This window comes from Chlorogloeopsis sp. ULAP02 (assembly GCF_038404745.2).
In the GTDB taxonomy this organism is placed as follows: Bacteria; Cyanobacteriota; Cyanobacteriia; order Cyanobacteriales; family Nostocaceae; genus Chlorogloeopsis.
In genome coordinates, this window is record NZ_JAYKTT020000050.1 from 14049 (window position 1) to 28160 (window position 14112).

Consider the following 14112-nt stretch of genomic DNA (forward strand, 5'->3'; position numbering starts at 1 on the left):
CTTTCTTTTTAGTTAACCTTCTCAATGTCGGGCAGCACCCATGTTTTATCGAACAATGGTTTTTCTGGACCGTAAAACCGCATCATGATCTCAAAGTCACGACCGCCGGTCGGCACCCAGTTGCATTCCTTGCCGACGGGTGCTTTCGGGCCGAAGAAGAGATCGACCGTGCCGTCAGCATTCACCTGGAGATCCTGCGTCGTCGAGGCCCGGCTTGACCATTTCTGATCCCGGATCAGGGCGTGGGTGACGCGATCATAAACTGTTGCTGACCAGTAGAACTGCACCGGCACATTCGCCGGCACCGTCAGTCGGTAGGTATCTCCACCGTCGAACGGTTGGCCGGTTTTGTCGCGGATTGTGACCAGGTAGAACTGGCCCGATCCCAGTTTCTTCACGCTTGAGAATGCGAACGAGAACAACGCGCCGCGGTCGTCAATCGGATAAACGCCAGGTTTTGCGAAAGAATTCGCCAAGCCCTCTATAACGTCCGGGGCAACCGGGAGTGCCCACTGGTACCCCTGGTAGTAGGGCGTGAAGAGAGCCTCATATTGCACATCGAGCCAGTCGCGGGCTTCGATAGCCGCCTGTTCGAGAATTTTCCGCGTTTCGTCGCTAGGCTTGAACGGCTTACCCTGTTCAATGCCGACGGATTTGAGCTGGTCAATCATCGCTTTGTCCCGCTCCAGCCATGATTCCCTCTGGACAAAGCGATCAAGAGACTCGAAGAAGCGAATGTCGTAGGGGATCGTGCTATCGAACTCAATGCCAAGAGCATCGACGAAACTCGTTTGCGGCGGGTTGGCCGCGCTGGAAAGCGGATAGAGCTTGATCTGCTTGCCGTAGTCGACGGCTTTCGCAATGTCAGCGGCACTGCCGCTGCCAGCATTTGAGCGAAACAGCCCACTGACCAGGTATGTGGCCGACGGGAGTACAATGTAGCCGTCAGGCACCTTCTCGCTATAACCTGGGGGAAGAATGAGGTACTTGCCGCCCTTCCCTTTGTCCGCGCCCGCCGGGCCGACATCCTCCAGCGCCACCTGCCACGCATCCGTGATCGTGCCGGTGATCCTCCCACCTTCGGCAGGCGGGATTTCTACCACCATCGAGCCGACGTCCTTCATATTGATGAAGGGCATCAGGTAGATCGTGTTAGGGTTTGGAGTCAGCGTCTGGTTCTTCCAGTCGAGGAAATTCGACCAATAGACAATCTGGTTCTCCTTGCCGCCGACCTTGAGCATCGCCTGGAACATCAGGTCAAGGTTGACTATCGGCATGCCCCAGATGACAGCTTCGACGGCACGCCTATGCACCTTGCGATTGACCAGATCGTCTGCGCTAAATGATTCTGTCCTTTCAGGTTGTGCTTGCATTGTGACTCCTTCGTGAAATGGATTAGCAGCATGAATGGGAGGGGAGGAGGTTCGCCCACTGAGTCAGATGAGAGCGATCGCAAAGGTGGCTGTCATCAACACATAGATTCGTTTGTTCACATTCGGTTTCCTCCTTCTCAGCAAGCCTCTTCCTCTGTCGCCAGTAGCCGATCCGGCACAGCCTCAACTGACGGGTCCTGCTCGCTGGCGCTTAACCCACGCAAGATAGAACGCGGACACAATTCCGCTCAGGATCAGGTACCAAAGGACTGCTGCCCCCGCGAGCGTCTGCTCAGGAAAATTTGCGTGGGCGATGGCAATTGCCACCGCCGGATGACGTGATGCGGTTGCAAGTGCCAGTACGGAGCGGTTGTCGAGTTCTGGTCCACCCAGCAGGTGACCGATGATGAACCCAATCAGCGCAAAACCTGCAAGACTGAAAATTGTGCCATCCCCAACTAAAGAAAACACCGTCCGTGCCGAACCAATCAGAATCGGTAGAGCACTCAAGACCAGAAGCACGGAACCAAGTACGCTGATCGGTTTTGCCGCTCGATCCGCAAGGGTGGGTGCGATTTTTCCGATGGCAATCCCAACCAGTAGCGGCACCAAAATTGTGGTCAGAACTACTACCGAAACTGATCGAGGCTGCATGGCGAGCGAGATGCCGGTGATTCTTTCAAAGATCTCCATCGCGATCGGGATGACGAAGATCGAGAGAGCTGAGAGCGCGACCAGTAGCCCAATGGTATAGCCTTCCTTACCACCGGCTTTGAGCGCTTTGTTTGGCAGGATCGGCGGGATCGGCGACACCGAGATGGCGACAAGCGCGATCTTCACGGCTGGGTGGAGATCAAACGCCGTGTCAATCGCCAACGCAATTAAGGGCATCAGCACATTCATCGACAGCAAAGCCCGAAAGAGGTGACTGGGGCGGCGAAACAGGAATGTCGCGTCTGCGAATGTAGCTTTAAGACCAATGGCGAACACGCTGAGGATGATGCTTGCTTTTAACACCAGCAGAATGATGGCTACCATGTTCATTGCTTAAGTCCTCCTGTGATGGCGAAGGTAACTACCGATCATCAGGTTGCCTGCCAAAGTTGTCGATGTTGTCTTCCTTCAAAACACTTGCTTCCAATCGTTTTTCACACTCACGATCACCCAGCCGCGCTGCCTAGCCTCATCGAGCGATTTCTCTGCTCCTGCGGTATAGGCAATCTCGCGTTCGTCATCATCGTGCTTGATCAACATGCTGAACGATGGGCGCGACGACGATGAAACGTATTCGAGCATTTGAATGTCACCGTTCGATTTGCCCCCTGCGAAGATGGGTCGCCGCCCAATCCGGCTCCAGATTCGCACTGGCTTCGCGGGCCCGTCGTCGAACACGTCCGGCTGTGCCAAGTAAACAATCGAGCCGCCCCCTTCGTCAGACTGATATCGCAGCGCGTTGGAACTTCCCACGACACGCTCAAATGGAATGCCGTACAGACCCTCTGTAATTGGACGCATGAAGTCGCGATCGCCGCCTGACGCGATGTAAGTCGTGAAACCATTCGCTTCCAGGTAGCGCAGCAACTCCAGCATCGGTGTATATGCCGTCGAAAGGTAGGGGCGTTTGAGCTTGGGATTTTGGGCGCTGTGCAAAAACTCCGATGCCGAAGCCTGATAATCTTCAACGTCCATGCCTTCAAATGACTTAAGAACGCCGCCGATCACCACCTTCACATCACTGTCGTCGCCGTGGTAATGCTTGGTGATAGCGTTGCTCAACCAGCCGAAGTCCTTTTCGTAAGCGGACTTCCACGGCTGGCGATCGCGCAATGATGCGTCCTTTTCAGCCATGCCAGCCAGCCGTTGCAGGATGAAGTCTAGTTCGATGGGTATGGGCTTTTCGCACCACAGCGTACCATCGTTGTCAAAAGTGGCAATACGCTCTGGCAGCGGGACATAATCTGGACTACCTTCCGTTGTGACCCGACGCACGAAGTCAAAAATGGCGGTTTTAGTTGCCCCCTCGTTCCAGGAAGGCAAAGGGGCGATCACGGGTGAATCAGGGTTTGAACTCATGCCTGAGATTTCCATTTATTCAAAGCATTCAATTTATGCAGCTAGCTCGAATTACCGTCCTCGCACAATCAGGCGAAAGCCCAGATGACAGGTGCTGGTATCGATGGGTTGTGCCATCCGCGCCGCTGGACGGTAGCGCTGACAATAGCTAGGCGCACACAAAAACGAACCACCCTTGATCGCCTTACGAGGAATTTTGATGTTTGGCATCTGTGGGTCATAGCTGTTCTCTCGCTCTCCCCCACGCGCATTGGAACTCGTGCAGCAAGGACTTTTTTTAATCTGCTGGTGCTCCTGATACCAGTCCGTTGTCCACTCCCAAACATTGCCAATCATGTCGTAGAGTCCGTAGCCGTTCGGGGGAAAGGCTCCAATCGGAGAGGTGCGATCGTAGCCATCAGTACACAGGTTCTCAAACGGAAATTCACCCTGCCAGGTGTTTGCCATCTGTTTACCTTTGGGGTTGAGTTCCTCGCCCCAGGCGAAAGCAGATCCCTCCAGTCCTCCCCGTGCCGCAAACTCCCACTCTGCCTCCGTGGGCAGTACTTTACCAACCCACTTGGCGTAAGCTTCCACATCTTCGTAGGCAAGATGCACCACCGGATGGGTTTCGCGCCCTTTGATTGAGCTACCCGCCCCCTCTGGATGTCGCCAGTTTGCACCGGGTACGTAAGTCCACCAGTTATAGTGATTGTCTTTGCTGACGGGGCGGTTGGGTTTGAAAAAGACGGTGGAGGAGGGTTGCAGCAGTTCGGGCTTTGCACCGGGGTAATCATCGGGATTGGCAGGACGTTCCGCAAAGGTGACGTAACCTGTGGCTTTGACAAACTTTTGAAACTGAGCATTCGTCACCAGATACTTATCCATCCAGAAGCCATCGACCGCAACCTTGTGAGCCGGGGCTTCCTCTGGGTAGTGATGATTAGAACCCATCAAAAAAGTACCTCCCGCAATCCATACCATGTCTTTGCTGGGCGGACGGCTAGAGGGAAAAGGTTTGGGAGCAGTTGTAGAAGTCTTCATACGAGGTTCCTAAATAAAGCAATTTCCAGCGTTGCCGCAGCAGTCGGTTGATGGAACCCCACAGCAACAGATACGGCACAATTGCCAGAACAATCGCGACAATCAGGGCTTCAACTGGGTAGAACCGACGAAACACAATTCTCAATGAAAGCCCGCAGGATTTGATCGAGGTTGTATGCCTGGGGCTTCTAGCGTTATTTATTAAGCGCGTTCCCAACTGGCAGTCACTCAGTTTCCGCTACCGATGGCGGCATCATTCATCTTCTCTAGGGCCTGATCGATTGTGAAGCTAGCTGCTTTCTGACGCGGCGGGAACTGCTTGAATGTCTCCAAGAACTGGGCCACGATTGCTTGAGATGCAAACACAATGACGCCATGATCGATGAGCCAATCGTAGTAAGTATTGGAAGTGATATCTGCTCGCTCAAACGGGTCGGTACGCAAGTTGAAGATCTTGGGAAGCCGCAGCGCCACGAATGGCTCTGCCCAGACGCCCAGTGTTCCCTCCAGGCGCTGTTCCATGAAGACTACCTTCCAGTTATCAAAGCGCAGGGCGACCAGATCGCCGTCGTCATTGAAGTAGATGAAGCCCTGGCGCGGGCTTTTTGCCTCCTCTCCGGTCAGATATGGCAGCAGGTTATAACCATCCAGATGCACCTTGAAAGTTTTGCCCGCTGCCTGATGCCCCCCTTTCTTGAGCTTCTCAACGATGTCCGGCTCACCCGCCGCAGCCAGTAACGTCGGCAGCCAGTCGTTGTGTTGGACGATCTCGTTGGAAACCACGTCTGCCGGGATCTTGCCAGGCCAGCGCAGCAATAACGGGACGCGGAACGCACCTTCCCAGTTGGTGTTTTTTTCGCTACGGAAGGGGGTGGTGGCACCATCGGGCCAGGAGTTGGCGTGGGGTCCGTTGTCCGTGCTATACATGACGATCGTGTCTTCGGCAATGCCTAGTTCATCAATCAGATCCAGCAGTTCACCCACATTCTTGTCGTGGTCAATCATCGTGTCGTGGTAAGGCGACTGCCACTCACCTGCTTGACCGAGGCTCTCTGGCTTGGTGTGGGTGCGGAAGTGCATGTGGGTGGTATTAAACCAGCAGAAGAAGGGCGTGCCCGCCTCATGCTGGCGCTTGATCCAGTCCTTGGCAGCGGCAACGAACTCATCGTCGCAGGTTTCCATGCGCTTTTTGGTAAGTGGCCCCGTGTCCTTAATCTTCTGCTTACCCACCCTGCCCCAGCGCGGCTCTTCGGTCGGGTCGTCCGTGTCAGTCGCCCAGCAGTGCAGAACCCCACGGGGACCGAACCGTTCGCGGAAGTGGGGGAAGCGTTTTGGGTTTGGATAGTCGGGCTGTTCCGGATCTTCTTCAGCGTTGAGGTGGTAGAGATTACCGAAGAACTCATCAAAGCCATGTACCGTCGGCAGGTACTCGTTGCGATCGCCCAGGTGGTTCTTACCGAACTGACCTGTTGCGTAGCCGAGTGGCTTCAGGAGTTCGGCGATGGTCGGATCTTCTGCCTGGAGTCCCACGGTGGCAGCGGGAACCCCGACTTTACTCAATCCTGTGCGAAACACACTTTGTCCAGTAATGAATGCTGCCCGACCCGCCGTGCAGGACTGCTCGCCGTAGGAGTCGGTGAAGCGCATCCCCTCCTTGGCGATACGGTCGATATTGGGCGTGCGATAGCCCATCACTCCGTCGCTGTAGCAACTGAGGTTGGTAATACCGATGTCGTCGCCCCAAATAATAAGGATGTTTGGTTTTTTATCTGCCATAAAGCTTTCCTTTCATAGTGTTTGCTGAGTTATCGGAAAGACGGAAGACCGTCTTCCAATCTTGTTTAATGCTGGCGATCGCCCAACTATTAGCCTTGGCCGCTTTCAGGGAAGCGTTGTCTTTCTCCTGGTAGGCAAATTCCCGTTTGGCGTCATCGTGGTTAATCAACAGTTGGAATGAAGGGGTCTTCAGTCCTTGGGAATAGGTGAGCATGGCAATGTCGCCACCACTTCGCACATTGCCCCCTGCAAATACGGGGTGCTTACCAATGTGCAAATCAATTCCGACAGGTTTACCTGCTTTGTCGTTATATAAATCAAGTTCCGGTTTGCGCCAAAGAGTTCGCTTGCCGTCTTTTTCAATGAATTCCTTTTTTAAACTGCTGCCAATTACCTGTTGCGGGGGAATGGCGTACATTTGCTGGGATATTGTGCGTATGAAGTCAATACCGCCACCAGAACAAATCCATGTCTGGAAGCCGTTAGCACGCAAATATTGCATCAATTCGACCATTGGTTGGTATGCCAGTTGCGTGTAGGGCACCTTAAACCTGGGATGGATTCCCTTCTTAAAAAAGGCTTGCGTTTCCGCCTCAAACTGCTCCTGGGTGATGTTGGAATGGGTAGCACCAAACAGTTCAATCACCGCTTCTTCGCCGACTTGACTGAAGTAGGCAACATTACCTTCTAGCACTGCCTTGAAAGGCTGCTTCTTTTTGAATGATGGATCTGCTGCTGCCATCCTTTTCAGTTTTTCCAACACGAACATGCCCTGAATCAGCGGCTTTTCGGGCCAGAGGGTGCCGTCGTTGTCAAATGTAGCGATACGATCTGTGACTGGCACAAAATCTGAACTTCCCTCTTTTGTTACGCGACTGACAAACTCGATGATGGATTTCTTGACAGCGCCATCATTCCAGGATGGCAGCGGATCGGTTGGGGTAGATTGTCCGTGAACGAGGGGAACAGATAGCGCGATCGCAACCACGAATAAAGCAGCAATCGTTGCAACGCGAATGATGGGGAACAGTTTATTTGAGGGAAGTCTCTTTTTAAGAAACGGTTGATTCATGAGAAAACCATCCCATGCGGACTTTCCATCTGTTCAGTGATTTGCGCTTTGTCGTTTTCGTCCGTGGTAGTTCCAAGATTGTTAGGTTTTATCTTGATTGTTTTATGTGCGGTGTAGTTGGTGTTTCTAACTGACATGGTTTGGCAATGGACTAGCTAATTAAAAGTATGTAAATTTCTTTAAAGTATTATTATTAATTGGCTTAATCACTGGAATGGTTGCTCAAACTTTACCTGCGTCTTGCTTGTGGTAGAACAGCGGTGAGTCAAGATTTAGATTCACACTTATACCTAAGAATATTGTTGTGATCAATAGACTCAAGAAGTAGAGTAGTAGGAATAAATAAGAAATTTATAAGGGGACATTAAACTTAATATATGTGCTCATATTTATGTCAAACCCAATGAATGCTCCAGTCAACGATTGAATGTCAGTTCTGGATGAATTGAAGCTTCATTGTGAAAAGTTTTTAAGATAAAAACCTTGCTGGACAAAGATTATAGTTTCAGTATGATTTAAAAAAATTGAATTATTATATGAGTTTTTTTTATTAATTTATTATTTTTTTCTTATAAAGTTTTTATTTTTGAAAGCTAATTTTAAAAAGATAAACTTGCATAGTTGCCATTTAATTTCATGTAAAATCTTTATTAAAGACAAGCAATATATCAATTATTTTTCAAAGCTGACATAAACGTTTATTTATGGCGGTTTTCAACTAAAGTGACTGTGTTAGGCGCATTAAAGTTGGCGTATAAATAGCACAGCGGCGTAAATAACTAACTAGGTATTAAGGACGGCTTTATGCTCTCTATTAAGCACAACAGATTAAATTCTCTGTGTGCTGCAATTTTTGTCACTTTGGGTTTATCCCAGTCGTTGCTAGCTCAGGAAACTTCTAAAAATATAGAACCTCGTGCCGAACAATTGCTGCAACAGATGAGTAAGACTTTGCAGAATGCTCGTGAATTTACCTTTCAGGCAGAAGCCACTAGGGATGAAGTCTCGCGTACTGGGCAAAAGATTCAGTACAGCACGAGGACTGATGTTGCTGTGCGTCGTCCCAACAGATTGAGGGCAGATGTTGAAGGCGATCGCGTCAAGCGTTCTTTCTGGTACGATGGTCGTTCTGTAACACTGTTGGATCGCTTCGAGAATTTGTATGCTACTGCTGCGGCTCCATCAGCGATCGATGATGCCCTAGACTATGCAATGGAAAAGTTTGGTGTCTCAGCACCATTGGCAGATTTGGTCTTTAGCAACCCCTATGCTGTAATGACTGAGAATGTGAAAACTGGTGCCTATCGGGGACTCAACTCCGTACAAGGCAAGTCCTGCCACCACCTAGTATTCACTCAGGAAACTATTGATTGGCAAATCTGCATTGAAAATAATCAACGGTCGTTACCATGTAAGCTGGTCATCAATTATAAGAAAGAGAACGCTACTCCCCAATACACAGCGATTCTGACCAACTGGAACCTCAAGCCTAATCTTTCGGATCGTCAGTTCACATTTGTTGCTCCTACGAACTCAAAAAAGATTGAGTTTCTCCCTAGAGTTTCTAACAAATAGTACAGTACAGCAAAAATAACTTGATAGTTAGCAACAGACAAAAATTAAATTTTATGAAAATAACAGCTTTTAGCTTTGTTGCATTAATTGCCCAATCATTAGGTATTTTCAATTATTCCGGTCATGGGTAAGAGGTTTTTATGAAAGAGCAAACTCAACCCCAAAACTTCTATGTTCGTACTTTGTCCGTCATGCTCAGTATTGGGCTGGGCGCGGTTGCCATTAGTGAAATTGCTCTAGCAAGACCTAGAGGGGGTGGAGGTTTTCGCGGCGGAGGGCGTGGAGTTTCAAGAGCAAGCTTTGGATCGCGATCGCATGTTGGTGAGGGCAGCATTCGCTTCTCAGGCGATCGTCAATTCTCTCGTCCATCGTCTTCTGGGAATATTCAAAATCGTCCTCAAATCAACCAACAACAAGCTCAACAACAAGTTCAACAGGCACGTCAGAATTTACAAAACAATCCTCAAGCTCAACAACAAGTTCAACAGGCACGTCAGAATTTACAAAACAATCCTCAAGCTCAACAACAAGTTCAACAGGCACGTCAGAATTTACAAAACAATCCTCAAGCTCAACAACAAGTTCAGCAAGCACGCCAGAATTTACAAAACAATCCCCAAGCACAGCAAAAGCTGCAAAATTTTCAGCAGTCTCATCAAGATTTCAAAATTCAGAACCGAGAAGACTGGCAAAACTATCTAGACAATGCACGTGAGAATCGGCAGGACTTTATCAATGACATAGACTGGGACGATTGGCACCACGTCGATTGGGATGATGATGATTTCTGGGGCTGGTACTATCCACCCGGTTACTTTGCTGTGACTTTGCCTTTGACTGCGATCGCGGTTGCTTCAGTTGCAGATAGCTTCAACCAGCCCTACTACTATGACCGGGGCGTTTACTACACGTCCAGTGGGAACGGTTATACGGTTGCTCCTGCACCAGTCGGTGCTAAAGTTTCCAATCTGCCAGAGGGCTTCATCACGGTTCAGGGAAGTTCCTACACCTACTACTATTACCTTGGTACCTTCTACCTCCGGGATTCAGCAACGGGTAATTATGTCGTTGTTCCCCCTCCTGTTGGTGCGGTAGTTCCCTACATTCCAGGTGGTTATAAGACAGTAACGATTAAAGGGACAGAGTACTACCAGTACGCCAATACCTATTACCGTCCAACCTATGTTAATGGACAACTGGTATATCAGGTAACTAACGTTTAGCTCCCACATTCCGCAGGTCTCTACTGATGCAATTTCGTTTATCCGCCTTGATATTTATCCCTACGTTGCTAATCGGGACAATGATAATTCCAGCCCAATGTAAAGAGATTGGGCAACTTGCTCAATTGCTTGACTCCTCATCCGCTCAAGTGAGCAAAGTCCAAAGTGTTACTGAGCAGTTTGTTACCTCTCTAGCTGAACAGAAATTTGAACAAGCTAGAGAAAATTTCAGTCCTAGTTTGCAAGCAGCTTGGTCTCCTAAAAATCTGCAACAGCAATGGCAAAAGTTGGTAAAGATTACGGGGCCTTTGGTCAAAGTTGACAATATTCGACCTGTGCCAGGAGTGGATAACTACACCGTTGTCGTAACAGCTTCTTTCAAAGACTCGAAAGAAGATTTTTTAGTCATTTTGGATCGCAATCTGCAAATTACTGCTGTCAATTTTCTCTGGCTGGGCAACATTCAAACCAATGCAGAGGAGTTTGTCAATGCTATTAGTTCTGGAAATTATGGTATGGCTAGAACATACCTAGCCCCTAGTTTAAAGAAAAAGTTATTACCAGAAACTATTAAACAACAGTGGCAAAATTTATTGGTAACTACAGGCCCATTTAAGAAGCAATTAGGTTCTAAAGTGGTGAAGGGTGGCAATAATGATGTTGTGCTGGTAAATCTTGAGTTTGAAAAATTTAAGGGAAGCTTTATGGTGGTTTTTGATGGATTGGGTCGAATTATGGGTGTGGATTTTCCATCCAAAAAGACATAAGATTACGTTGTTAGCAACACTGAATTTTAGGCTTTGCTGAATCAAAATCTGTGCAAAGTACTTCACTTTAAACCTAAGGAATGCTCCAGTTCCTCCACAACAATATCGGTAATAACCTGAATTCGATATCTACATGCATTAGTTTCAGTACAGGCGAAAGTTCCCTTCTCCCAATACTTATTGCTGCCGGCTCCACCACCACAAACACCGAAGTATTCACAACTTTGACGACACAGTTCTACTCCAGTTGCCATATCACGATAGATTTTCTGAAACTTGTCAGTATAGCAAACTGATTCAAAAGTGTCGTGGAGAACATTACCAAGAATAAAGTTACCGTAGCGATCGCTCTTCACAGATAACAGTTCTGGATCGAAAGTCGAAAAGTTGCCTTGGCAATCAAAACTGACAATTACAAATGGTTTATTCATGTCAGTGTAATCCATGCGATCGCCCGTATACACCAGGCTACAAATTGCTTCAAACTCCCGCAGTTTCAACACTCCATTCGCCTGAGTAATCAATTCCCAAAAGCGATTGATAAAGACGCCATATCTTTCCTCAACTCCATCTTGATCTAATGAAGAGGATTGATGAACACCTTCAGTTTCTTCCATGTTGAATCCGACATCAGTAATGCCGTTATCCATAAAAAAGTTGAAAATTTCATCCGGATAATCCAACGAGTCTTGGGTAATGACAGCAATGACACTAAAAGGAATCTGATTCTTTTGCAATAAGGAGATTCCCCGCATGGTCGCAGCATGACTGCCCAACCCCTTGCGAGTTTGACGGTGAGCATCATGAATAAACGCAGGCCCGTCAATACTTACACCAACATGAATATCGTGCCGCTTAAAACAATCGCACCAAGCTTGATTAATCAGCGTGCCATTGGTCTGAACAGAGTGCATGACTTGAACAGGCTGGGTTTTATACTTGCGTTCTGCTTCTTGGATAATGGCAATAGCATCATCGTAAAATGAAATTGGTACTGCCAGCGGTTCACCAGCATGCCAGCAAACGGTAAAGTCACGACCAACAAACGGACTTGTAAAAATTGTTTTAAAAATGGGTTCGATTAAATCTAGGGATAATTGATTTTTGTGTTGGCGATCGCTTAAATAGCAGTAATCACAGTTGAGATTGCAAAATGAAGTAGGCTGGATAACCACCAGACCAATGGGGCTGAACGCTGAGAAATCAATTGATGGTGAGCCAATATCAATAAGATTATTTACTTGTTTGGTCGAGGTTATTTTGGCAATGGTCATGGTTTATTGATTCCAATAAAATACAAAAGGTTATCAACACAACATGGCTTTCTCCGTTTGTGCGATCGCCACAATCTTGTTTTAGCTTTCACCTATAACTTTGATTTGCCAGACCACTTAATAACGGTTGAGGAAACCACCACCGTTGACCCAACCAGGTCGGTAGTTATAAAAACCGCCTCCGTCAGCCCAACCGTTGCGCCAGGGATTAACATTGGCAAAACCGCCACCATGACCGTCTCCCCAGCCGCCAACACGACCGTTGACCCAATTTCTGCCACGACCATCCGCCCAGCCGCTTGCTACTAGTTGATCCACAACAGATTGGGGAGCATCTGGCAATTGTTTTTCCCGCTTTCGGATGACGGCAGTAATTCGGCTCAGACATCCTTCAAGCGTCTGCTTGCTCTGGTTATTTTCAGACAGTGGCGACGACACAGTGGCTGTTGAGACATTGAAAGTTGCTAAGATCAACAAAAAACCAACCAGTCCGGCTTGATTTGTAATATTCACTGGTCTTCCTCCCGAAATATTTATTAATAGCGGTTGTAAAAACCACCTCCATCAGCCCAACCATTGCGCCAGGGGTGAGCATTAGCAAAGCCACGGCCGTGTCCATCTCCCCAACCGCCAACGCGCGTATTAACCCAATCTCTACCATCACCATCAGCCCAACCACGACCGCGACCATTAGCCCAATCTTTACCATCACCATCAGCCCAGCCAACTGCAACTAACAGTTCCATGTCAAATTGAGAGGAACCTTGCAGTTGGGTTTGGCGTTCTCTAATTGCAGTGGTGATGCGATTGAGACGCTCTTCAATGGTTGAGGTGGAGTTGTTTGTGATTGTGCGATTAGTTGCTGCCGTGGCAGGTGGTACATTCAATGTAGAAAGGGCAAGCAAAAAGCCAACCAGACCTGTGCGTGTTGTAATTTTCAAGGGGATTCCTCCAGCAAAACTAATATTTCAAATTAATATCGTTAAATCCTCTACTTCTTTTACTTCTTTGCACCTGTTACTGTTGATTGGGTTAAAGGAATTTGTTCGCGGCTGAGAATAATGGTTTCAAAATACGTCCGAATTAATTCAGGAGGAATTTCAACAATTCCATTCGGCCCAACCCACTTATTCACGATGTCCACGTATTTTTTATCACCAATTACATACCCTTGCATGAGTTTGGCGATCGCCTGATTAGCTGCATTTAGAAATGTCGAGTTATTCTCTGCAACCATGCAACCCACACCGTAACGGGCATAAGGTTGGACTGGCAACACTTGGAAACCCTTGGGGTCTACCCTCTGGGCGTTACCCGCAAGAATTATGGTGTCACCAGCTACAGCATCTACCTTTCCATCCCTAAGAGCAGCAAAAGCCTCCTCTGCTTCTTTCAAGGACACCAAAACTGCTTTGGGTTGCACTGTTTTCATCACGCTTTCTCCCAGAGAATTGGGTACCACGCCAATGCGCTTACCAACTAACGACTCAGGAGTTCCTGCGAGGTTGTTTCCCTTCTTAGTCAGTAACCGAATACCGGAAAGGCTGTAAGGGATAGAGAAATCAACATATTGGTCTCGTTGCCACGTAAATTGGGCATTGCAGACCATATCAACGTCACCAGCTGTAATTTTGGGAATTAGTTGCCCTGGATCGTCGATCACCTGAACTTGAAGTTGAACCGGGCGACCTAATTTTCCCTCAACTTCTTGTTTGATAAGGTTGACAACATCAATTGAGTAACCTACCAGTTGTTTTTTATCGTTGACATAAGAGTAAGGAATTGTATCTAAGCGAGTGCCAATTGTTAACACTCCTGTCCGGGCAATCTTTTCCATCACGGTTTCTGCCCAACTTGGACGGGGCAGAGCCATTGAAAAGATTAAACCTAGTGTTGTGATCGCTAATTTTTTATACATCTTCACTTCTATGCATCTTTAGCTAAGAGAAATATTCT

14 protein-coding genes are annotated in these 14112 nt (G+C 48.1%); 3 read left to right on the plus strand and 11 right to left on the minus strand.

Features of this window, described 5'->3' with window-relative positions; translation table 11 throughout:
* Positions 1-8: 8 nt before the first annotated feature.
* From U2718_RS17790 to U2718_RS17820, 7 genes are all read right to left on the minus strand, one after another.
* A complete protein-coding gene (locus U2718_RS17790; protein WP_342001829.1) occupies positions 9-1373 on the minus strand; it encodes a DUF1254 domain-containing protein in 1365 nt (454 codons plus the stop codon).
* A 183-nt stretch (positions 1374-1556) separates the two neighbouring features.
* Positions 1557-2417 carry a Na+-dependent transporter gene (locus U2718_RS17795; RefSeq protein ID WP_342001827.1) on the minus strand — a complete coding sequence of 287 codons (861 nt, stop codon included), beginning with the start codon at positions 2415-2417 and terminating at the stop codon, positions 1557-1559.
* A gap of 78 nt (positions 2418-2495) precedes the next feature.
* Positions 2496-3446, minus strand: coding sequence for an HAD family hydrolase (locus U2718_RS17800; protein ID WP_411813319.1), 951 nt, complete (start codon positions 3444-3446; stop codon positions 2496-2498).
* 51 nt (positions 3447-3497) lie between these two features.
* Positions 3498-4469 carry a formylglycine-generating enzyme family protein gene (locus U2718_RS17805; RefSeq protein ID WP_342001824.1) on the minus strand — a complete coding sequence of 324 codons (972 nt, stop codon included), beginning with the start codon at positions 4467-4469 and terminating at the stop codon, positions 3498-3500.
* A complete protein-coding gene (locus U2718_RS17810; protein WP_342001822.1) occupies positions 4429-4605 on the minus strand; it encodes a hypothetical protein in 177 nt (58 codons plus the stop codon). Before U2718_RS17810 ends, U2718_RS17805 begins: the two co-directional genes overlap by 41 nt.
* A 92-nt stretch (positions 4606-4697) precedes the next feature.
* The gene (locus U2718_RS17815) at positions 4698-6245 is read right to left on the minus strand and encodes an arylsulfatase (RefSeq protein ID WP_342001820.1); all 1548 of its coding nucleotides are present in this window, start codon (positions 6243-6245) and stop codon (positions 4698-4700) included.
* Positions 6235-7317, minus strand: coding sequence for an HAD family hydrolase (locus U2718_RS17820; RefSeq protein ID WP_342001818.1), 1083 nt, complete (start codon positions 7315-7317; stop codon positions 6235-6237). Before U2718_RS17820 ends, U2718_RS17815 begins: the two co-directional genes overlap by 11 nt.
* 804 nt (positions 7318-8121) lie before the next feature.
* Here U2718_RS17820 and U2718_RS17825 point away from each other — a divergent pair.
* From U2718_RS17825 to U2718_RS17835, 3 genes are all read left to right on the plus strand, one after another.
* Positions 8122-8892: a DUF2092 domain-containing protein gene (locus U2718_RS17825; protein ID WP_342001816.1), complete on the plus strand. Its 771-nt coding sequence runs from the start codon at positions 8122-8124 to the stop codon at positions 8890-8892.
* A gap of 140 nt (positions 8893-9032) precedes the next feature.
* Positions 9033-10115, plus strand: coding sequence for a DUF6515 family protein (locus U2718_RS17830; protein ID WP_342001814.1), 1083 nt, complete (start codon positions 9033-9035; stop codon positions 10113-10115).
* Between the two features lie 80 nt (positions 10116-10195).
* The gene (locus U2718_RS17835) at positions 10196-10882 is read left to right on the plus strand and encodes a DUF3887 domain-containing protein (protein WP_411813320.1); all 687 of its coding nucleotides are present in this window, start codon (positions 10196-10198) and stop codon (positions 10880-10882) included.
* Between the two features lie 62 nt (positions 10883-10944).
* On the opposite strand, the gene grrM is transcribed toward U2718_RS17835, so the two are convergent.
* From grrM to grrP, 4 genes are all read right to left on the minus strand, one after another.
* On the minus strand, positions 10945-12156 hold the full coding sequence (gene grrM / locus U2718_RS17840; RefSeq protein ID WP_342001810.1) for a cyclophane-forming radical SAM/SPASM peptide maturase GrrM/OscB: 1212 nt from the start codon (positions 12154-12156) through the stop codon (positions 10945-10947).
* A gap of 117 nt (positions 12157-12273) precedes the next feature.
* The gene (gene grrA, locus U2718_RS17845) at positions 12274-12669 is read right to left on the minus strand and encodes a GrrA/OscA1 family cyclophane-containing rSAM-modified RiPP (protein ID WP_342001808.1); all 396 of its coding nucleotides are present in this window, start codon (positions 12667-12669) and stop codon (positions 12274-12276) included.
* A gap of 23 nt (positions 12670-12692) precedes the next feature.
* On the minus strand, positions 12693-13097 hold the full coding sequence (gene grrA, locus U2718_RS17850; RefSeq protein ID WP_342001806.1) for a GrrA/OscA1 family cyclophane-containing rSAM-modified RiPP: 405 nt from the start codon (positions 13095-13097) through the stop codon (positions 12693-12695).
* Positions 13098-13156: 59 nt separating this feature from the next.
* Complete coding sequence (grrP, locus tag U2718_RS17855; RefSeq protein ID WP_342001804.1) at positions 13157-14074, minus strand: extracellular substrate binding-like orphan protein GrrP; 918 nt, start codon at positions 14072-14074, stop codon at positions 13157-13159.
* Positions 14075-14112: the final 38 nt, after the last annotated feature.